Genomic DNA, 20723 nt, shown 5'->3' with positions numbered 1-20723 from the left:
TGCTGTGCGTGCGGTGGAGCGGCGGTGCTTCGACTCGTGGCTCAGCTCTTACGGGAGTTGTCCAGGGCCGCTCGGAGGTGGCCGTCGGACGTGGCGAGGAGTTCGGCGGCGGTGGGGCCGTCGACCTGGCCGAGGATGGTGAGGATGGCGTTCTTCACCTCCCCGTCGGTCGCGGCGAGGGCCGCCTCGATCTCCTCGTCGGAGGCGCCGGTGGCGAGGGCGACGATGCGGCGGGAGCGGGCCCGCAGCTTCTCGTTGGACGCGCGCACGTCCACCATCAGGTTTCCGTACGTCTTGCCGAGGCGGATCATCGTGATCGTCGACAGCATGTTGAGGACGAGCTTCTGGGCCGTGCCCGCCTTGAGGCGGGTCGAGCCGGTGAGGAGTTCGGGGCCCACGACGACCTCGATGCCGTGCTCGGCCGCCGCGGCGAGCGCGCTGTCCGCGTTGCAGGAGAGGCCGATGGTGAGCGCGCCGTAGCGGGAGCGGGCGTACTCGACGGCGCCGATCGCGTAGGGGGTCCGGCCCGACGCGGAGATGCCCACGACGACGTCGTCCTCGGTGAGGTTCAGGTCCTCCAGGTCGTCGGCGGCGAGCTCCTTGCTGTCCTCCGCGCCCTCGACCGCCTTGACCATGGCGCTCGGTCCGCCCGCGATGAGTCCGACGACCTCGCTCGGGTCGGTGTTGAACGTGGGCGGGCACTCGGACGCGTCGAGTACGCCGAGGCGTCCGGCCGTGCCCGCGCCCGCGTAGATCAGCCGGCCGCCGCGGGCCATGCGCTCCGCGGTGCCGTCGATGGCGGCGGCGATGGCGGGGAGCTGGGCGGCGACGGCGGTGGCCACGGAGGCGTCCTCACCGTTCATGATCTTCGCGATCTCCTCGGTGGGCAGCCGGTCGATGTCGGAGAGCTCGGGCCGGAAGGCCTCGGTGGTGAGGGTGGCCAGCTGGGCGCGGAGTTCTCCGTAGGTGTCGCGCGGCTCGCTCGTGCCGGTCGCGTCGGTGGTCGAGGTCATGGCGTCTGCGGCTCTTTCGTGTCCGGTGCGGGGGGCTGGTCGGGGAAAGGGGTCAGCGGTTGCCGCCGCTGCGGGGGCGGTGGCGGTGGGCGAGCGCTTCGTAGGACGCGGCGAGCGCGGGCGCCGCCGTCTCGTACGTCCGCTGCGCCACGCCCACGAACAGGCAGTCCACGACGAGGAGCTGGCTCGTACGGGACGACATCGCGGCGGGGCGGAGCTCGCTCTCGCGGGCCGTGGAGGTGGTCAGTATGTGATCGGCGTACTGGGAGACGGCCGCGCCGGGCTGTCCGGTGATCGCGATCGTCGTCGCGCCGTGCTCGAAGGCGACGCGGAGGGGTTCGATGACGTCGCCCGTCGAACCGGAGTGGGTGATCGCGATCGCCACGTCCTTGGCGCGCAGCGTCACGGCGTTGGTGACGGCGAGGTGCGGGTCGGAGTGCGCGTGCGCGATGTGCCCGATGCGGAGCAGCTTCTGGGCGAGGTCCTGGGCGACGAGGCCCGATGCGGCGACGCCGTAGATCTCCACGCGGCGGGCGGTGGCGAGCGCGGCGACGGCGGCGCCGAGCTGCACGGTGTCCAGTCCGGCGGCGGTGTCGGCGAGGGTCTGCTGCTCGTCGTAGGCCAGCTTCGCGACGACGTCCGCGATCGGGTCGTCGACGGCGATGTCCGCGGTGACGGCGGGGGCGCGGCCCGACTGCTGCTGGGCTGCGAGGCCGGCCAGGGCGAGGCGCAGGTCGCGGTAGCCGGGGTAGCCGAGGAGGCGGGCGGTGCGCACGACGGTCGCCTCGCTGGTGCCGGTGAGCTCGGCGAGTCCGGTGACCGTGAGGGCGGCGCATCCCGCGGGGTCGCCGGCGACGGCCTCGGCGACCCGCTGCATGGAGCGGGTCATCGACGGCGCGAGGGTCCGCACCTTGGCCGCGAGGGCGGCGGGGGCGGGGGGCGCGGCGTCCGCGAAAATTTCCTTCACATCATGGGTCACATCTGAAAGATATTTTCGGACTGGTGGCCGGTCAAGACCCCTGAGGTCCCGACCTCGCCCGGGACCTCGGTCCTTTTCCGTCGGGTCGCGTACGGGGCGACAATGGACTGCATGGACACGATCGACCCCCTGGAGCAGGCGTTGCACGCCGCTCGCGCCCTTGTCCTCGCCGACCTGGTGGCCCGCGAGGTCGCCCAGGCCGAGGTCGTCTCGCTCGTCGAGGAATCGGTGGCGCACCGCCGCTGGTGGGTCGAGCAGTGGCCGGAGGGCATCGAGTACGTCGCCGGTCTCGTCGCCCAGGACGTCCAGGACGCGCTCCTGGAGCGGTACGGGCGGTGGCCGCTGTGCCCGGTCTGCGGCTCGGGCGACCCGCACGCGCTGGACGTGGAACCGGAGCTCGGGCCCGACCCGCACTGGGTGTGCGGCAAGGCGGGTGTGGTGGTGGCGCCGGTGGGGGGCCTGACGTGACCGTCTACCCGGTGGGGAGTCCGACGTGACCGTCTACATAGACCCGCCCACGTGGCCGGGGCACGGCCGCATGTGGTCCCACCTGGTCAGCGACGTCTCCTTCGAGGAGCTGCACGCGTTCGCGGCGTCGGTGGGGTGCCCGCCGCGCGCCTTCGAACGCGACCACTACGACGTGCCCGCGGAGCGGTACGCGGACGCGGTGCGGGCGGGCGCGGTGGAGATCGGCTCGAAGGAACTGGTGCGGAGGCTTACGGGGGCGGGGTTGCGGAGGCCTAAGGGGCGGCCGGCTTAGCGGGGTGGGGTGTGCCCCGGCTCCTCCGGTTCCCCCGGTTCCCCCGGCTCCCCCGGTTCCCCCGGTTCCCCCGGTTCCGGGGCGAACCAGCCTTCCGCTTCGTGGCGCAGGCCCAGGGCGGTGGCTTTGCGGGCCACGTCGTGGAAGGGGAGGGAGAGGCGGGCGGCGACGGTCACCAGCGTGGTGAGGGTGAGGGGGACGTGGTTCCAGCTCCCGAGCGTGAGGTCCGGGGTCTCGCGTTCGAGGGAGCGGGTCAGGTCCCACTCCGCGTTGCGTTCTCTGCCCCAGGCTTCGGTGTCAGGGCCGAGCTCGTAGCCGAGGAGGCGCAGCGCCTCCCTCATGTCGTCGATCTCCGGACCGTACTGACCCGTGTGCAGGGCAGCGGCGTACTGGTCCGCGGGGCGTATGGGACCGTGCCTCTCGGGGTCGGGCACCATGAACCCGAAGCGCACGATGTGCACGTCCTGGAGCCGCAGCGCCGAGAGCAGCGCCTGAGCGGGCTCGCACACGTATCCCAAGGACGTCAGCCGGGCCGCTGCCTCGGCCAGCGACACACCGGACTCCTCCGCCACCTCCGCGAGCTCGGACAGGGACAGCGGCTCCTCCGGGTCGTGCCCCACCACTGAACCGAGGAACTCCATGTCCTTCTTGGACAGTTGCTCGTCGACGGCTCGCGGGGCGCCTACCTCGAAACCGAGCTCGCGCAGCCGTTCCGCCGTGCTTTCGGGTGAACCGAACCGGCGGGCGACGGCCATCACGTACGCCCAGGGCACGGGCCGGTACGGCCAGGGCTGGGCCCCCTCGTACTCCATGATCGCCCGGTCGTCGTCGGACAGCTCGGTGTCCGGCGTCTCGACGGTGAAGCCGAGTGCTCTCAGCAGCTCGGCCGCCTGGTGAAGGGAGTAGCCGGACTCGTGGGCCACGCTCGTGAGTTGTCCCGGCGATACTTCCGCTGCCAGGCCGGAGGGCGCGGGGTCGGGGCTCACCTGCCAGAGGTTCTGGATCACCACCCGGTCCTCCTCGGTCCAGGTTTCCCGCACGGGGACGTCGGCCGGCACGTCGAATCCCAGTTCCCGAAGCCGCTGGGCCGCCTGCGGGGTGGAGCATTCGGCGCGCGCCGCGCTGACGCAGACCTGCGCGGCGGTGAGGGGTGCCCCCGGTTCGAGCCACGTTCCGAAGGAACCGGTGAGCAAGAGGGGGAGGTCGTCGGGGACGACCGTGGACCAGGCGTGCAAGGGCGCCACGCGGTAGCCGAGTTCGGTGAGCCGGCCGGCCACGTCCGCGGCGGACAGTTCGGTGTGCATGACCCGCTTGAAGATGTCCGTGACGGTCAGCGTCCTGTCGGGGTCGCACCAGGGGAAGAGCAGCTTGAGGCTGGGGGCGCCGGTCCGGACCAGGGCCGGTGAGGGCTGCGTCCCCAGACCGCTGTGGCCGTGCTGCCAGACGGCCAGGTCCTTGTCCCACCGCGTGAATCTGCCGTGTGTGTTCAGCAGCGCGAGATCCGACGGGCGGGCGCACGGATCCGGCGAGTCCGGAGCCCCGGCCGCGAGAGGCTCTCCGAGCCCTGCCCGGTACAGCGTCAGGAGGCGCCAACGCAGCACGGGTGAGGGGATGTTGCACAGGTACGAGGCTGTGTGCCCGTTGGCCTCCGCGGGGAAGTCGCCGGTCACCAGCGGGAGCAGCGCCTGATCAGGGAGGAAGAAGCCCACCTTGCTGTACGGCAGGACGACCCCTTCGCCCGGCTCCCAGGGAACGTCCGCCTCCCGCGCATGGGCGCCGACACAGTCGGCCAGGTCGACGGACATGCCGCACAAGCGGGCGAGCCACGACACCGTCGCCAGGGACTGCCGTCCGGTGAAGAGGCTGGGCGCGGCCGCGCTGATCCGCTCCTTGACGCGCTCCCAGTCGTAATCCTGGATGCTCGACCGGTTGACGCTCAGTTCGGGCTGCCACTCTCCGTACAGATTGAGCACGAAGCCGTGCGGTTCGCCCAAGGCGCGTGTCGAGGCCCACAGCCCGTCCGCCAGGAGCCACCCGCGTCCGTCCACCCACCACAGGTCCGGGTCCGACGAGGGCAGGAGGGTGCTGCTGCGCTTGCTCATCGGCACACTCTGGAGGTGCGACGTCTGGACGAGTTCCACCCCCGTCAAGGACGCCTCGCCCGGGGCCCACACATGGCGACGCGCCCCGTGCTCGGCCGTCGTCCGGTAGGGGGCGACCCAGAGCACCTGCTGCAAGACGTCCACACATGAGGTCGGTCGCCGGTACTGGGTCAGCAGCAGTCGCACCGTCGTCCCGCACTCCACCCCCGGCCCCAGGTCCTCCACCCGGAACAGGTTGCCGGGGCCCGCGATCGAGACCTGGAGCAGGCGGCCGGGGCGGCCGTCCTTGCCGAGGCGGCAGGTGCGTACGACGATTTCGTCGGCCAGCATGAAGTAGCTGAGGACCCCGATGCCGAAACGGGAGTTGGGGTGCAGTTCGATCTTCGGGTCGGGGAGTTCCGCCCAGGCCGCCTGCTCCTCGATGTACTCGGGGAGGTCCACGAAGCGGGCGCCGCCCTGGGAGAAGACGTCGCGGAGTTCTCGTACGCTCATGCCGATGCCGTTGTCGCGGCACTCCAGGTAGGGGCGGCCGTCGTCGCCCACGCCCTGGACGAAGTCGATCCGGCCTTCCCAGGGCGCGGTCGGGCGGCCGGTGCGCCGCAGGTACTCCCGGCGGCGGTCGGCGTAACGGACCGCGTCCAGCGCGTTCTGGTAGACCTCGCGGACCGCCAAGTCCCGTTCGCCGTACAGCTCCTCGCCCATCAGGAGTTCCTGGACCCGGTCCTCCGCCAGCTGGAAGCGGATGCCGTCGGAGAGCTGTTCGGGGGTGTTGCCGCCGAGGCGGACGCGGGAGCCGTCCGCGTAGGGCGGCAGCGTCGACAGGGGCGCGAGCGTCGGGTTGTTCGCCTTGTTGATGTCGCGGAGCAGGCCGTCCACGCGCGACGCGTGCTCGCGCAGGGCGATCTGCACCGCCGGGTGGCCGCACACCGCGTTGAGGGAGCGGCCCGTGCCCGACGTGCGCCAGTCCGAACCCCGGACCGTGGCGCGGAGTTCGTCCAGGTTCACGCTGTCCGAGATCCCGAGGTGTTCCACGACGATCTCGGGGAGGTCGACGGGGTCCACCGCCATCGCGTACGCCGCCTTCGTGAGCGCCGCGACCAGCGGCTCGCGCACCTCGTGCTCGTCGGGCGCGCTCGCGGCGACCGTGTCGCTGTCGTGCAGGGCGTCACCCCGTGAGGTGGCGAAGGGGGCCGCGCGATGCTCCTGGAGGAACCGCATCAGGCGCTTCTCGGAGAGGGAGTCGGTCACCCAGCGGGGGTGGTCGGAGCCGTTCGCGGGGGCGCCGACCAGCAGTTTCAGGGACTCCGCCGCGTACACCTCCGGCTGCTGGATCAGCCAGCGGTGGTACAGCCACCAGCGGATCCGATCCACCGAGCCGTCCGTCACCTTGGCCTGCTCCAGGGCGCGCAGCCTGCGCTTGATGCGCGGGAAGCCCTGGGCGAACTTGCGGAAGCGGTCCCGGTCCGGGGCCGGCCCCTTCGCGTCGTCGGACAGGACGTCGCGGCGCCGTTCCGCCTCCTGCGCCCAGAAGGTCTGCTCGACCAGGGGGAGGAGGACGGCGAGCGCGGCCTCGGACGGGGACAGTTCCACGCCGTCCGGGAGCCGGTGCGTCAGGAAGCCGAGCCTGTCGTGGGTGCGCAGGGCCAGTTCGGAGTCGTGCCACGGGTCGGCGTGGAGCGCGGTCGCCGCCTTCTCGTACGCGGCGGCGAGACCCGTCGCGAGGGTGCCGCAGAGCTCGTGCAGGGTGTCCCGCGCCGGGCCGGGGCGCGTGCGCTGCCACACGGGGTGCTGGGCGGTCGACCGGATCCACGGGTGGGCCTCGGTGTGCCGGTCGGGGCCGGGGAGGAGGGGGAAGTCCTGCTCGCCGGGCGGCAGTTCGGAGACCACGCTGATCTGCTGCGGGGCGCGGGACGGCCGCTTATAGGCGCGGTGCAGGGCGGTGACGCGGGTCTGGACTTCCTGGAAGAACTCCTGCAGCCGCATCGCGTGCGGGTTCTGCTCGATCGCGTCGCCGACGGCCCGCGTGAAGAGGCTGAAGGACTCGCCGGGCGCGATGCCGGTGTCGGAGCCGGGCGCGGCGACCTCCGACTCCCGGACGAACAGCGCCTTCTGCGTCGCCGAGCATCCGTATACGTACGCCACCTTGCGGCGCAGCGACGCGGCGATCGCCCGGCGGGTCCAGCTCTGCATGCCGGGCGGACCCGCCTTGGCGTCCCGTTGCACGCCCTCACGGCAGGCGTCGATGAGGAAGACGACGTGGCTCGCGGGGGACTCCCCCAACTCCTTGCGCCAGTCGATCTCGACGCACGCGTCGGAGAACGGCTCGACGGCGTAGGTCGCGTCCTCGGGGACCAGGTAGTCCTGGCCCTCGAAGTGGAATCCGTGTCCGCTGAGCACGATCCACAGCGTGTCGTCCGGCCGCGCGTCCCGCAGGAACGCGCGGGCCTGGGCGTGGACGACGCTGGGGATGATGCCCCGCTTGCTCTCGACGATCTCCGCCGACCGGAAGCCGCGGTCGGTGAGGACGTCCCGCAGCCGCGCCAGGTCGTCCTGGATGAACGGCAGGCTGTCGAGGAGCGGCTCGTCGTAGTCGCTCGCTCCGATCAGCAGGGCCTTGTGCGCCACCGTCGTGCGCTCAGGCCGTCGGGCGCTTGAACGTCAGGGTCAGACCCCTGGTCCCCTGTACCTGCCCGGTGCCGATGAGCTGGATGGAGCCGCTCGCGGTCACCTGGAACGACAGCTGCGCCTCCGCGAAGGCGAGCGTGTCGTCCCGGTCCGCGACCTCCTTGAAGACCTGCTGCAGCGCGTCGACCGTCTCGGCGAGGTTCTTGCGGAGCGGGCCGAGGGGCACGGAGCGCAGGACGGCGTCGCCGTCCCGGCTGAAGAGACCCTTGGAGTCGGCGCCGGGTCCTTCGAGGTCCGTGTCCTCGTCGGTCGCCTCCACCCAGAAGGCCAGCGACCGGCCTTCGATCCGGGCCTCGATCCGGTCCGTCGCGTCGTCGTTCGCGGTCGTCATGCTGCCCCACCCCTGGTCCGTGAACCCCGGGACCTCCCTGATCGCCGGGGTCCGTCAACTTTAGTTCCAGGAGGGGCTTTTGGTGACACCCTCGGCGGGGCCGGTGGAGCGTGCGGAGGAGGTCGTGATGACGCGGCTCGGGGCCTTCCGGTGCAGGCCGTACGCCCGGTGCGGTGTCCGATCCGGCAGGCGGACGTACCCCGCCCCCGTGGCCACCTTCTGCGACGCCACGTTCTCGGGGGTCGTGAGGGCGAGCAGGGAGGTGACCTCGGGGTGGGTGAGGGCCCAGGCGGAGAGCGCCCGGAGGGCCACCGTCGCGTAGCCGTTGCCGCGCGCCGGTTCCACCAGGTCGTAGCCGACCTCCACGCAGCCCTCGTCGTCCGGCGGCCCGTGGAAGCCCATGCCGCCGACGGCCACCTCGTCCGCGGTGCGGACCAGGGCGTATACGCCCCATCCGGGCCGGTGCACCCCGGCGACGTACTTGTTGAACGTGGCGCCCGAGGCCGCCCGCGTACCCCCGAAGGGCGCGCCGCCGAGCCACGTGAGTCCGCCCGTGCCGCCCTCGGCGAGGTCCGCCGCGGCCGCGGGGGTGAGCTCGCGGAGGGAGAGCTCGCCCGCGGGCAGGGCGTAGGGGTTGTGCCAGCGCCACTGCGTGACGCGGGCGCGGTCCGGCAGGTCGCCGCGGCCCGTGGCCCACAGCAGCGTCGTCCAGGGCGTGCCGCCCGCGGGCGTCGGCGGGACGTGCGGGAAGAGGTGGGACAGGACCGCCTCGGCGAGGGAGACGGGCGGCTCCGCGTCGACGCCCAGCGCGTGCGCGATGTCGTACGTGTGGAGCAGCAGCTCCGTCACGCCCATCGCCGCGAACCCCGACGCGTCCGCGCCGCCCGACGGATAGGAGTGGTAGGCGCGGACACCGCGCGGTGTCGTACGGACCACCGCCGACAGCAGGCCCGCGGCCGCCTCGATCGCGTGGATCGCCCCCTCGGGGCCCGTGCCCTCGTCGAGGAAGGTGTCGAAGGGCACCCAGCCGTCGGTGGCGCGGCCGGTCAGCTGGCACGCGTACGCGGCGAGGACGCCCGCGATGTGTTCGGACGTCTTCAGACAGCTCCAGTCGACCCCGCCCGCCTTCGCGCCCCAGTCGCGGTCCGCCGCCGCGCGCAGCACCGCGGCCGTGTGCGCGACGGCCTCGTCGATCTGGTCCCCACCCATGTGCAACATGGGGGAGAGAGTACGTAGGGGTGTGGTCAGGGCGACAGGAGTTTTAGTTCCGTCGCCAGGTTCTCGCGCGCCGGGCTCTCCCAGTTCGACGTCCCGTACGGGGTGCGGAAGAGGCGGGGCAGGGCCATGAGCCCGCGCAGGACCTCCGCCCTGCCCTGCCGGAACGCCTCGTCCGGCACGAACGCGTACTCCTCGCGGACCGCCGCCGCGTACGCCGCGTACGTGTCCGAGGGCGCGGCGAGGATCGCCAGGTCGGCGTCGCACAGCGTCTCGCCGTTGCTGTCACCCTCCGCGGGGTCGTGCGTGACGGTGAGCCGGACCAGGCGGGCGACCTCCGCCGTCCGCTCCTCCGTCAGGCCCGCCTCGGGCAGCGCCCGTTCGGCGAGGCGGGCCGAGCGCTCCTCGTTCTCGGAGCGGTCGGGCGCGTACACCGCGTCGTGGAACCACGCTGCCAGGCGTACGAGTTCGGGGTTCTCCGCGTGCTCTTCCAGGACGTCGATGTGGTCCAGGACCGCCGCCAGGTGGTCGGTGGTGTGGTAGCGGCGCTGCGGCTCGGCCCAGCGGGCGAGGAGGCGCTCCGCGTAGGGGGCGGGGTCGACGCCGGACGCGCCTCCGCTCGCGCGGAGCAGGGTCGCGGCCCAGCGGGCGTGGAGGTCCTTGTCGTCGGCCATGGGGCCGACCCTAGCCCGGGGGTCCGGCGTACGGTCGCGCCGTCGCCCTTCGCCGTTGCCATGGGAGCCCGTACGCGGTTGGCTGCCGCCATGACCGTCAACGACGAGAAGACATACGACCCCGAGCGCGCGGGACGCCTCCTGCGCTCCGAACGCGACGCCCTCATACCGCTGTTGCGTGCCGCGCCCGACGAGGCGTACGCGATCCGCACCTGCTGTCCGGGCTGGACCGTGCGGCATGTCGTCGCGCACTGCAGTTCGGCGCTGACGCGCGTCGTGGAGGGCCGCTTCGAGGAGGGCGTGTTCTCGCCCGAGTGCAACGAACGCGACATCGCCGAGCGCGCCGACTGGTCCCACTCCCGCGTCGTGGACGAGCTGGAGCACGCCATGACGGAGGCCGGGCCCGTCCTCGCCGCCGCCAAGGGGTACCTCGACGGCGTCGCGCTGGGCGAGTGGGTGCACGCGGGTGACGTACGCGAGGCGTGGGGGAAGCCCGGCGCGTACGGGGGTGACGGGCTCGCCGACGCGCTGGCGCTGCTCGAACAGTTCAGCAGGTCGGCGCATGCCGCGTCGCCGCTGCCGCTGCACGCGGACATCGACGGCAGGGACGAGCCGCTGACCCTCGGCGTCGCCGACGGCAAGCGGCCGCCGGCCCGCTACATCGGGGACGCCCCGACGCTGATCCGGCTGTGCGCGGGACGCCCGCTGGCCGGTACGCGGTACGAGCTCGCGGGCGCCACGGAGAAGGAGCTTTCGCTGTTCGGCTGAGGGGGATCCGGGGGTACGCGTGGGGTGTCGGCCGCATCGTCAGTGTTCGTGGCCGCCGCCCTCCTCCGCCGCCCCGTCCCCCTTCTCCGCCGCCCCGCCCGCGTACACCGTGAACGCCGCCGTACGCACCTTGCCCCCGTGCTTGAAGTCCAGGAACAGGCGGTACGCGCCCTTGCTCGGTGCCGCCGTGCCGAACGAGATACCCGGGCCCGGCTCCGTCTTCCCGTCGCCGGGCGTGCCGTTCGGGTGGACGTGGAGGTGGGCGAGGTCGCCCGAGCGCAGCGCCACCAAGTGGCCGTACGCCCCCAGGTAGGGCTGCAGGTCGGTCACCGGCCTGCCGTTCTTCGCCACGCTCAGCGTGAGGTCGCCGCCCGCGCCCGTCTTGAGCTCGCCCTTCAGCGTGACGTCGTAGCCGTCGACCTTCGTGGTCGTGCTGTGCGCGGGCAGTTCCCGCGGCTCGTACGCTCCCGCCACGCCGAGGTCCGCGCCCAGCGTCAGGCCCTCCTTCGCGCCCTTGGGGCGGAAGTCGGCGAAGACGCGGTAGCCACCCGCCTCGGGGAGCCGGACGTCGGTCGACCAGGTGCCGTCCGCCGCGCGCGTCGGGTGGAGGTGGCGGTAGGTCGTCAGGTCGCGTGAGGCGACGATGAGGTGCAGCTCCTTGTCGTGCTCCTTCGCGTACGCGGTGACGTTCCGGCCCGTCGCGTCCTCGACGACGGTGAAGCGGAGCGGCTGCTTCTTGTCCGCCGTGAGACGGGTCTCCGCGAGTTCGAGCGTGTAGCCGCGGTCGGAGATCTGCAGGCCGCCGGGGGTGTGCCCGGCCTTGCCCCCTTCCCCCTCCGGCTGCTCGCTCTCGTGTTCCCCGTGCCGGGCCGTCGGCGTCTTGTCCCTGTCCGTGACCGGGTCGATGCCCGTGCCCACGCCGTACGCGGTGCCGAAGGTCGCGGCGACGGCGGCGGCGAATGCGGTGATCTTCAGGCCGGTGTTCATGACGGCTCCTCCGGGGGCGGGGTGCGGTGGGTAGTCTCGAAGATACCCCCTAGGGGTATCAAGTCAAGCGGTTGCCCGCCCTTGCGTTCGGTACCCCCCAGGGGTATACATGGATCTCATCAGCGATACCCGGCCGGGGTATCGGCGTCCACCTCGTACAGGAGCCCACGACATGGCCACCACCACCCCCGGTGCCGCAGCCGTCGAACTCGCCATCGGTGGCATGACCTGCGCCTCCTGCGCCGCCCGCATCGAGAAGAAGCTCAACCGCATGGACGGCGTCGAGGCGACCGTCAACTACGCCACCGAGAAGGCGAAGGTCACCTACCGCGGCGACGACGTCTCCGTGCGGGACCTGATCGCCACCGTCGAAGCGACCGGCTACACCGCGCAGGAGCCCGCCCCTGTACGCGCCGACGCGGGCCCCGCCGACGGTGGCGACGGCGACGGCGACGAGCGGGCCGCCGACGACGCACTGCGGCCCCTGCGCCAGCGCCTCACCACCGCCGTCCTCCTCTCCGTACCGGTCATCGCGATGGCGATGGCCCCCGCGCTTCAGTTCGAGTACTGGCAGTGGCTGTCGCTCACGCTCGCCGCGCCCGTCGTGACGTACGCGGCCTGGCCCTTCCACAAGGCGGCGTTCACCAACGCGCGGCACGGCGCGGCGACGATGGACACACTGATCTCCGTCGGCACGTCGGCGGCGTTCCTCTGGTCCCTGTGGGCGCTGTTCTTCGGCACCGCGGGCACGCCCGGCATGACGCACCCCTTCGAGCTGACCATCGCCCGGAGCGACGGCGCCGGGAACATCTACCTGGAGGCCGCGGCCGGAGTCACCGCGTTCATCCTCGCCGGGCGCTACTTCGAGGCCCGGTCGAAGCGGAAGGCCGGCGCCGCGCTCAAGGCGCTGCTCCAGCTCGGGGCCAAGGACGTCACCGTGCTCCGGGAGGGCGGGCGCGAGGAGACGGTCCCCGTGGGCGAGCTGAAGGTCGGCGAGCGGTTCCTGGTGCGGCCCGGCGAGAAGATCGCCACGGACGGCAGGGTCGTCGAGGGGACCTCGGCGGTGGACGCCGCCATGCTCACCGGCGAGTCCGTGCCCGTGGAAGTGGGCGTGGACGACGCGGTCACCGGGGCCACCCTCAACGTCGGCGGACGACTCGTCGTCGAGGCCACCCGGGTCGGCGCCGACACGCAGCTCGCCCGCATGGCCAAGCTCGTCGAGGACGCGCAGAACGGCAAGGCCGCGGCCCAGCGCCTCGCCGACCGGATCTCCGCGGTGTTCGTGCCGGTCGTCATCGGCCTGGCGCTCGCCACCCTCGGGTTCTGGCTCGGCAACGGTGCCGGACTCACCGCCGCCTTCACCGCCGCGGTCGCCGTCCTGATCATCGCCTGCCCGTGCGCCCTCGGCCTCGCCACGCCGACCGCCCTCATGGTCGGCACCGGCCGCGGCGCGCAGCTCGGCATCCTCATCAAGGGCCCGGAGGTCCTGGAGTCCACCCGCAAGGTCGACACGATCGTCCTCGACAAGACCGGCACCGTCACGACCGGCCGGATGACGCTCCTCGCCACCCACACCGCCCCCGGCACCACCGCCTCCGACGTCCTGCGGCTGGCCGGTGCCCTGGAGCACGCCTCCGAGCACCCCATCGCCCAGGCCGTCGCCGCCGGTGCCGCCGCCGAGGTGGGCGAGCTGCCCGCCCCCGAGGACTTCGCCAACGTCGCCGGGCTCGGCGTGCAGGGCGTCGTCGAGGGCCACGCGGTCCTCGTCGGCCGGGAGCAGCTGCTCGCCGAGTGGGAGATCAGGCTGCCCGCCGAGCTGGCGCGCGCCAAGTCCGAGGCCGAGGCGGCGGGACGTACCGCCATCGCGGTCGCCTGGGACGGCGAGGCGCGGGCGGTCCTCGAGGTCGCCGACGCGGTGAAGGACACCAGTGCCGAGGCCATCGAGCGGCTGCGTGCGCTCGGTCTCACCCCGATCCTGCTGACCGGCGACAACAAGGCGGTCGCCGCGTCGGTCGCCGCCGAGGTCGGCATCGCTCCGCGGGACGTGATCGCCGAGGTCATGCCGCAGGACAAGGTCGACGTGGTGAAGCGGCTGCAGGCGGAGGGGCGCAGCGTGGCGATGGTCGGCGACGGCGTCAACGACGCGGCCGCGCTGGCCCAGGCGGATCTGGGGCTCGCCATGGGGACGGGCACGGACGCGGCGATCGAGGCGGGCGACCTGACGCTCGTACGGGGTGATCTGCGGGCGGCGGCCGACGCGATCAGGCTGTCGCGTCGCACCCTCGGCACGATCAGGTCGAACCTGTTCTGGGCGTTCGCCTACAACGTCGGCGCGCTGCCGCTGGCCGCCGCGGGGCTGCTCAACCCGATGATCGCGGGCGCGGCGATGGCGTTCTCGTCGGTCTTCGTGGTCGGGAACAGCTTGCGGCTGCGGGGCTTCAAGCCGCTGTCCTGACACGCGCGGGGGTGTTCTGCGCGTAGGCTGTTAATTGGACTAGACCTATGTGCCCGGGATCGTGAGCAGCGAGCAGAAGGAAGAGACATCCATGAGCAAGCGTGCAGTCCTGGAGGTGATCGCCCTCGACGCCGAGGACGCCGTCGCCGCCCAGGCCGGCGGAGCTGACCGCCTCGAGCTGGTGACCGACATGGCCGCGGACGGCCTCACCCCGTCCCGCGAGACCTTCGCCGGCATCCGCTCCGCCGTCGACATCTCGCTGCGCGTCATGCTCCGGCTGACCGACGGATTCGCCGCGGGCGACGCGGACGACGTGGACGCGCTGCTGCGCCGCACCCGCGAACTCCGCGACGAGGGCGCCGAGGAATTCGTGCTCGGCTTCCTCGACGAGGCGGGCGGCGCCGACATGCCCGCCGTCGAAGCGCTGGTGGACGCCCTCGACGGGTGCCGCTGGACCTTCCACCGGGCCATCGACCGCGCCGCCGACCGCGACGCCCTGCGCAAGCAGCTCGCCGACCTGCCCGGCCTGGACACCTACCTCACGGCGGGCTCCGCCGACGGCGTCGACGACGGCCTGCCGACGCTGCTCGCCGAGGCGGCCCGGCGCGGCGAACCCGGGTACGAACCGCAGCTCCTCATCGGCGGCGGCCTGCGCCTCGACCACCTGCCGAAGCTGCGGGCCGCCGGTGTCGACGCGTTCCACATCGGCGGGGCCGCACGCCCTGACGGCTGGTCGGCACCCGTCTGCGCCGCCGCCGTCGCCCAGTGGCGGGCCGCGCTCGACGGCTGAGCGTTCCCCCGTGTGGTCGTTCCGCTTTCCCGCGTGATCGTTCCTCCGCGGGACGCGATAGAACTGGGTCGACACTGAGGGGACTTCATGCCGACACCAGAGAACACGCGTCCCGCGGAGCGGGCGCTCGCCGCCGGAACGCTGCCCGTGGCCGCGACACTGCTCACCGGAACGATCGCGCTCTACATCGCGCTCGTCGCGTTCGGGAACATCACCGACTTCGAGACCAACCAGCAGTTCGTACGCCATGTCCTCGCGATGGACACGACCTTCAAGGACAACGGGCTGAAGTGGCGCGCGGTGGAGTCCACCGCGCTCCAGGACGCGGCGTACGTCGCGATCATCGCCTGGGAGACCCTCGCCGCGCTGATCCTCGGCACGGCGACGGTCCTGTGGGCGCGGGCCCTGCGGCGGCCCGAGAGGCTTCGGCGCGCCCAACTGACCGGCAGCATAGGCCTGCTGATGATCCTGCTCCTCTTCGGAGTCGGCTTCATCGGGATCGGCGGCGAATGGTTCGCCATGTGGCAGTCGGACGCCTGGAACGGGCTCGACGCGGCCATCCGCATGATCACGTTCGCGGGCATCGTGCTGATCGTCACGCACTTGCCGGCGGCGACGGGCGGCCGCGAGGAGGCCGGAGACCCCAAGGGCAGACCTTAAGGGCTGGCTCCAAGCCAACCGGCTCCAAGCCAACCGGCTCTATGCCAACTGCTCCGGCAGGTCGTCCGCGTGGACGACGATCAGGCCCGACACGGCACGGGTCAGCGCCACGTACAGACGGCGCAGGCCCGTGCGCTCGTCGGGCTCACCGGCCACGACGGCCGACGGCTCGTCGAGCACCACGTAGTCGTACTCCAGACCCTTCGCGAGGGACGCGGGCACGAGCGTGAGCCGGGTGTCGGGCGTCGTCTCCTGACCGGGGTCGAGATACGTGATCCCGGCCGCTGTCAGCGCGTCGGCGAGGGCGGGAACGCGCGCGTCGGCGGCGATGAGACCGACGGAACCCTCCTGCCGCAGCGACTCGACGCAGGCGTCGACACACTCGGCGTCGAGACGCCCGGCATCGAGGGCGTCGTCCGTGGTGGTTGTCACCCGGCGCACCGCGAGCGACCCCGGCGACTCGCGCACCGAGTCGACCGCCGTGAGTCCGGGCGCGATGTCCGGCAGCAGCCGCGAGGCGTACGCGATGACCTCGCGCGGTACGCGGAAACCGGCCGTCAGCTCCTCCACCACGGCGCCGTCCTTGCCGAGGTGCGCCAGCGCCTCGTCCCAACTCCGGGTCGCCCACGGGGTGGTGCCCTGCGCGAGGTCGCCCAGCACGGTCGCCGAGCCGGTCGTGCAGCGGCGGCCCACCGCGCGGTACTGCATCGGTGACAGGTCCTGCGCCTCGTCGAGCACCACGTGGCCCAGGGAGTGGGTGCGGGCGACGAGGTCGGCGGCCTCGTCGATGAGGACGGCGTCCGCGGCGGACCACTTGGCGGACTTCACGCTCCGGGCGGGCTTGGTCCAGAGGATGGCCTTCTGCTCCCCGGCACTCAGCACCCCCTCCGCGTGCGCGGCGAGGAACTCGGCGTCGGACAGCAGCCGCAGCACGAGCTTCGCGGGCTCGACGGCCGGCCACACCGCCTTCACGGCCGCCTTCACCGCGGCGTTGCGGGCCACGGCGTCCTGCACGCGGTCGTCCGGCGCCTCGCCCGCCTGTTCCATGCGGACGAGCACGGCGTGCGCGATGCGCTGCGGCAGGGCCTCGCGCGCGGCGCCATACCGAATGTCCCGCGCGAGCAGCTCGCGGACGATCTCCTCCAACTCGTACGACGGAATCCGCCACCTGCGCGAACCGCGCACGACCACGACGGGCTCCGTGGGCAGGGTGACGTGCGAGCGCACGGCGTTGCGCAGCACCTCGGCCATGCGGGCGTCGCCCTTGACGAGGGCGGCCGCGGCGTCGTCCGTGCCGCGCACCTCCACGTGGGCGACGAGGTCGTCGACGGTGGCCTGCTTGACCTCCAGCTCGCCGAGGGCGGGCAGCACCTGCTCGATGTAGTGCAGGAAGGAGGCGTTGGGCCCGATGACGAGGGTGCCGGTGCGGGCGAGGCGCTCGCGGTGGGCGTACAGCAGATAGGCGACCCGGTGCAGCCCGACGGCGGTCTTCCCGGTCCCGGGGCCCCCTTGCACGCACACGCTCCCTCCCAGCCCGCTCCGGACGATCTCGTCCTGCTCCGGCTGGATGGTGGCGACGATGTCCCGCATCGGTCCGACGCGCGGCCGCTCGATCTCCCGCTGGAGCAGCTCGCTGGTCCGCTCGGCCTCGGCCGGGTCGCTGAGGTGCTCGTCCTCGTACGCGGTGAGGTCGCCGCCCGTGTACCCGAAGCGGCGCCGCAGCGCGATGTCCATCGGGTCCTTCTTCGAGGCGCGGTAGAACGGCTGCGAGACGGGTGCGCGCCAGTCGATGACCATCGGGTCCCCGTCGGCGTCGTGCACGTGCCGCCGCCCGATGTAGAACTGCTCCCCCTCGGCGCCCTCGGCCTGTTCGGCGCCGGGGGCGTGCAGGTAGTCGAGCCGCCCGAAGAACAGCGGGGTGTGCGCGAGATCGGCAAGGGACTTGATCCGCTCCTCCAGCTGCCGCGACAGGACCGCGGCGTTCACCCAGTTGGCGGTGACGTCACGGATGTCGAGGGCCTCGGCGTCCTCGCGCATGGCGCGGAGGGCGGCGCGGGAGGCGGCGAGGTGCCGGCGCTCCCTGGAGAGGGGGTCGGGGCGGCCGTCCTGGTCCTGCTGGCCGTCTTGGACGTGCACGGGGTGCCTCCGGCGGTTTCGCGTGGTGGTTGTGCGGACCTGTGGCCGACCGGTTTCCGTCCGGTCGACGGCGCTCCGCGGGGGAGGCGGGAAGGAGGCATCCTAGGCGGCGGGTACCTGCGGGGGCCAACGAATTAGCCGGGGCGGACGTCCGGGCGCGGCTTCGTCGTGGCTGGTCGCGCAGGGTGGGCCGGCACGCTGCGGTGCGGGGTGCCTTTTAGGGGCGCGGGGAACTGCGCGAGCGACCACGACGGGCCCGCACCGGGAAGGCGGGCTGTCCTGCCGCGGCGCGGGGGGTTTTCGGGGGCAGGGGCGCGGGGAACTGCGCGAGCGACCACCACGGACCCGCACCCGCAAGGCGGGACGCCCGATCCCGTTCAGTCGTCCGCGAGTTCCGCCACCCCCGTGACCCTGTGCAAGGGATACGTACGGACCTCATCCGCCGTGTGGTCGTACGCCGTCACGAACCCGCCCTCGACCCGAACCGGCGCGATGACCCGCTGACTCGCCGTCCCCTCCGCGTTCACGTAACCGATCCACAGCGCCTCCCCCGTGAGGACCGCCGCCTGCATCGTGGCGAGGGTCTCCGCGGCCGTGGTCCGGGGGAGTCGGCCGTCCGACGGCGACGCGGACGTCGGCGTCTCCTTGCGCGGCGCCGTCGACGCCAGGTCCCCCGCCCGGATCGCCCGCACGGCCGCCCCGATGAGCGTGTCGCCGGGCAGCGGCGGCCCGTCCGGCACCGGCTCGGGGGCGGAACGGGGAGGCGTGCGGTGGGCATGCGCGCGGGTGATCAGGACGTCGCCCTCCGCGCTCTCCGCCGCCGGCGCGAACCCCATCGCGCGCAGCCCGTCGAGGAGCGTGCCGGGGTCCGCCTGGGCGGCGAGCACGGTGGGCGCGAGGCGGCGCAGCCGCAGGCTCTGGGCGCGCTTGTCGGCGAGGATCTCGTTGAGGAGGGCCTCGTCGTCGCAGCGGACGTACGCGGAGGCGGCGCCGATCCGCAGGTGGCCGTGTTTCCGCGCCACGTCGTCGATGAGGTAGGCGAGGGGCTGCGGGACGGGCGTACGGGAGTGCGCGGCGAGGAAGGCGTGCAGGTCGGACGCGGACTGCCCGGCGTCGAGGGCGCGGCGTACGGAACCGGGCGTGAAGCGGTAGACCGTGGCGCCGCCCTTGGACTCCACGTCGGCGAGGACGGCGAGCGCGTCGCCGAGCGGCCGCTCCAACGGGCCGGGGGCCACGGCGGTGAGGTCGGCCTGGAGCAGGACGTGGTCGAGGGGCTCGGGAAGGAGGGGCGCGAGAAGCCGCGCGGCATGGGCGGCGGCGAGATCCCGCTCGGCGGTCGCGTCGGCGACCAAGCTCCCGGCGCCGAACCCGTAACCCGAGACGGAGCCCGCGCCGGACCCGGAACCCGCGCCGGACCGGGCACCTGAGCCGGCCTCGGCCCCGGAGCCCGCGCCGAACCCGGAACCCGCACCGGCCCCGGCCCCGGAGCCCGCCCCGGTCACGGAACCCGCCGCGAACCCGGACAGCAGCGCCCGCCCATGCGAGGAGAGCGCCCCCCTCCCCGTCACCCCCAGCAACTCCGCCTCGTTCAGCGTCCACTGGGCGATGCGGGAGCGGAGGTCCTGTGGGGGCGGGGCGTCGGACGGGGTCGGCGTGCCGTCCTGGCCGGGGCGGCCGCGGGAGGCGGAGGGGCGCTCCCAGCGGAGGCGGGACAGGAGGGAGTCGGGGGTGGGCGCCGTGCCCTCGGGCAGCGCGGCGGCGAGCGCGAGCACCCGGTGCCGTACCTCGGGGGCCGTCGACCGGTCCAGGTGCGGGCCGAGCGCGGACAGCGTGCGGTCCTTGCCGTCGCGGCCGCCCACGAGCCCCGCCGTGCGCGTGGCCGCGAGCCACGCCGTGGCGAGCGCCGACCACCGCTCGGCCGCGGGCAGCTCCTGCCACGTGTCGTACGCGGGCGTCGCGGCGTACCGCTCGTCGGCCTCGCCGTCGGAGGCGAGCAGCCCCGCCGCGTAGGCCAGTTCGACCCAGAACGCGGCGAGCGGCTCGGACGTGTCGAGGGCGACCGCGGTCCGCTTCAGGTCGCGGACGCTGAGACCGCCCGCGCGCAGCACCGCGGGGCCGCCCTCGTCCCAGTCCTTGAGGAGTTCCTCGACGGTGGCGAGCGCGGTGTACGCCTGGCCGGCGGCGGCCGCGTCCACAACCTGTGGACGGTATTCGCGGGCCGCCTCGACGGGCGGCGGCACCGGCTCGGGCGTGCGGTGGGCGCGGCCCGCGCGCAGGTGCAGGGCCGCCTCGCGGGGCAGCACGACCGTGCCGGGCGCGGTGGGGAGGAGCAGGCCGCGGTCGAGGAGCCAGCGCAGGTGGCGTGCCGGGTCGGCGGTGACCTGGCCGTAGGGAGGGCCCCACACGAGCCGGGACAGCACCTCGACGGACTCCGCGGGCGCCTCGTCGAGCAGCGCCGACATCCGCGTACGGTCTGTGAAAAGCGCGGTCAGCGAGCGCACGGCCGACACCGGGTCGTGCGTCGTCGGCAGGCCCGCCGCCGTGACGATGTCCTGGATGCGGGTCGGCGACATCCCGGCCGTGGCCTCGGCGACGGTGGGGCCGAGACCGGTCGGGGACGGGTGCTGCGGGGTGGGGGCGAGGAGTTCGCGGGCCGTGCGCACCAGACGCAGGCGGTCGTCGGGCCCCCACACCAGCGCCTGCTCGTGGAGCGTGGCGAGGGCGCGCGGCAGGGCGGCCTCGACGGCGGCGTCCCCGTCGTCGCCCGCGAGCAGCCTGCGCACCTCGTCGTACGAGGCGGGCTCCGACGCCACGGCGAGCGCCTCGGCGACCTGCTGCGCGAACCGGTCGAGCCGCTCCAGCGCACGTACCACGGACGCCCGGGTCCCGGCGCGGGTGGCGAGCTGGGTGAGGTCGTTCGGCACGGGGTTGAGGAGGTCGGGGCGGGCCCGCAGCAGGTCGGCGAGCGCGTCGTCCCCACGCGACCGGAGCGCTTCGGCGAGGGATCGCGGCACGTCCGCCGCACGCGGCGGTGCGGTGACCCGCGCGGTGACGCTCGCGTCGGCGCTGTCCGTGGTCTGCGGCTCGTCGGGGCTCATCCGGTTCACGTTAGCGGGTCGGGCCGTGTCCCCGGTGTGCTGACGCCCGTGCGAGCCCGCCCCCATGCGT

The 20723-nt window shown here is 73.3% G+C and carries 15 protein-coding genes; 6 read left to right on the top strand and 9 right to left on the bottom strand.

Annotated elements, in window-relative coordinates:
* Positions 1–41: 41 nt before the first annotated feature.
* Entirely contained in the window at positions 42–1013 is a 972-nt protein-coding gene (murQ, locus tag DEJ49_RS16065) for an N-acetylmuramic acid 6-phosphate etherase (protein ID WP_150184761.1), read from the bottom strand.
* Between the two features lie 52 nt (positions 1014–1065).
* A complete protein-coding gene (locus DEJ49_RS16060; RefSeq protein WP_150184760.1) occupies positions 1066–1992 on the bottom strand; it encodes a MurR/RpiR family transcriptional regulator in 927 nt (308 codons plus the stop codon).
* A gap of 111 nt (positions 1993–2103) precedes the next feature.
* On the opposite strand from DEJ49_RS16060, the gene DEJ49_RS16055 reads away from it, so the two are divergent.
* A complete protein-coding gene (locus DEJ49_RS16055; RefSeq protein ID WP_150169295.1) occupies positions 2104–2460 on the top strand; it encodes a hypothetical protein in 357 nt (118 codons plus the stop codon).
* 25 nt (positions 2461–2485) lie between these two features.
* The gene (locus DEJ49_RS16050; protein ID WP_150184759.1) at positions 2486–2752 is read left to right on the top strand and encodes a DUF4031 domain-containing protein; all 267 of its coding nucleotides are present in this window, start codon (positions 2486–2488) and stop codon (positions 2750–2752) included.
* Here the strand turns inward: DEJ49_RS16050 and DEJ49_RS16045 are convergent.
* From DEJ49_RS16045 to DEJ49_RS16030, 4 genes are read right to left on the bottom strand one after another with little or no spacing between them, the layout of a single operon-like run.
* Positions 2749–7479: a caspase family protein gene (locus tag DEJ49_RS16045; RefSeq protein WP_150184758.1), complete on the bottom strand. Its 4731-nt coding sequence runs from the start codon at positions 7477–7479 to the stop codon at positions 2749–2751. The two genes, DEJ49_RS16050 and DEJ49_RS16045, sit on opposite strands and share 4 nt — an antisense overlap.
* Before the next feature lie 10 nt (positions 7480–7489).
* Positions 7490–7870, bottom strand: coding sequence for a hypothetical protein (locus DEJ49_RS16040; protein WP_150184757.1), 381 nt, complete (start codon positions 7868–7870; stop codon positions 7490–7492).
* A gap of 60 nt (positions 7871–7930) precedes the next feature.
* The gene (locus DEJ49_RS16035; RefSeq protein ID WP_223832859.1) at positions 7931–9088 is read right to left on the bottom strand and encodes a GNAT family N-acetyltransferase; all 1158 of its coding nucleotides are present in this window, start codon (positions 9086–9088) and stop codon (positions 7931–7933) included.
* A 26-nt stretch (positions 9089–9114) separates the two neighbouring features.
* Positions 9115–9759 carry a hypothetical protein gene (locus DEJ49_RS16030; RefSeq protein ID WP_150184756.1) on the bottom strand — a complete coding sequence of 215 codons (645 nt, stop codon included), beginning with the start codon at positions 9757–9759 and terminating at the stop codon, positions 9115–9117.
* A 90-nt stretch (positions 9760–9849) separates the two neighbouring features.
* Between DEJ49_RS16030 and DEJ49_RS16025 the strand changes: the two genes are divergently transcribed.
* Positions 9850–10527, top strand: a complete 678-nt coding sequence (locus DEJ49_RS16025; RefSeq protein ID WP_150184755.1) for a maleylpyruvate isomerase family mycothiol-dependent enzyme — start codon at positions 9850–9852, stop codon at positions 10525–10527.
* Between the two features lie 39 nt (positions 10528–10566).
* On the opposite strand, the gene DEJ49_RS16020 is transcribed toward DEJ49_RS16025, so the two are convergent.
* On the bottom strand, positions 10567–11514 hold the full coding sequence (locus DEJ49_RS16020) for a hypothetical protein (RefSeq protein ID WP_150184754.1): 948 nt from the start codon (positions 11512–11514) through the stop codon (positions 10567–10569).
* A gap of 172 nt (positions 11515–11686) precedes the next feature.
* Between DEJ49_RS16020 and DEJ49_RS16015 the strand changes: the two genes are divergently transcribed.
* From DEJ49_RS16015 to DEJ49_RS16005, 3 genes are all read left to right on the top strand, one after another.
* A complete protein-coding gene (locus tag DEJ49_RS16015) occupies positions 11687–13969 on the top strand; it encodes a heavy metal translocating P-type ATPase (RefSeq protein ID WP_150184753.1) in 2283 nt (760 codons plus the stop codon).
* 91 nt (positions 13970–14060) lie between these two features.
* Positions 14061–14759, top strand: coding sequence for a copper homeostasis protein CutC (locus tag DEJ49_RS16010; RefSeq protein ID WP_150184752.1), 699 nt, complete (start codon positions 14061–14063; stop codon positions 14757–14759).
* Between the two features lie 87 nt (positions 14760–14846).
* Entirely contained in the window at positions 14847–15419 is a 573-nt protein-coding gene (locus DEJ49_RS16005) for a DUF2165 domain-containing protein (protein ID WP_150184751.1), read from the top strand.
* Between the two features lie 39 nt (positions 15420–15458).
* On the opposite strand, the gene DEJ49_RS16000 is transcribed toward DEJ49_RS16005, so the two are convergent.
* Both DEJ49_RS16000 and DEJ49_RS15995 read right to left on the bottom strand, forming a co-directional pair.
* Positions 15459–17555: a HelD family protein gene (locus tag DEJ49_RS16000; protein WP_223832858.1), complete on the bottom strand. Its 2097-nt coding sequence runs from the start codon at positions 17553–17555 to the stop codon at positions 15459–15461.
* Between the two features lie 377 nt (positions 17556–17932).
* The gene (locus DEJ49_RS15995; RefSeq protein ID WP_150184750.1) at positions 17933–20653 is read right to left on the bottom strand and encodes a helicase-associated domain-containing protein; all 2721 of its coding nucleotides are present in this window, start codon (positions 20651–20653) and stop codon (positions 17933–17935) included.
* Between the last annotated feature and the right edge of the window lie 70 nt (positions 20654–20723).

The organism is Streptomyces venezuelae, assembly GCF_008642335.1.
Classification (GTDB): domain Bacteria; phylum Actinomycetota; class Actinomycetes; order Streptomycetales; family Streptomycetaceae; genus Streptomyces; species Streptomyces venezuelae_F.
The sequence above is the reverse complement of the archived record's forward strand: the minus strand, read 5'-3'. Positions and strand labels throughout refer to the sequence as shown.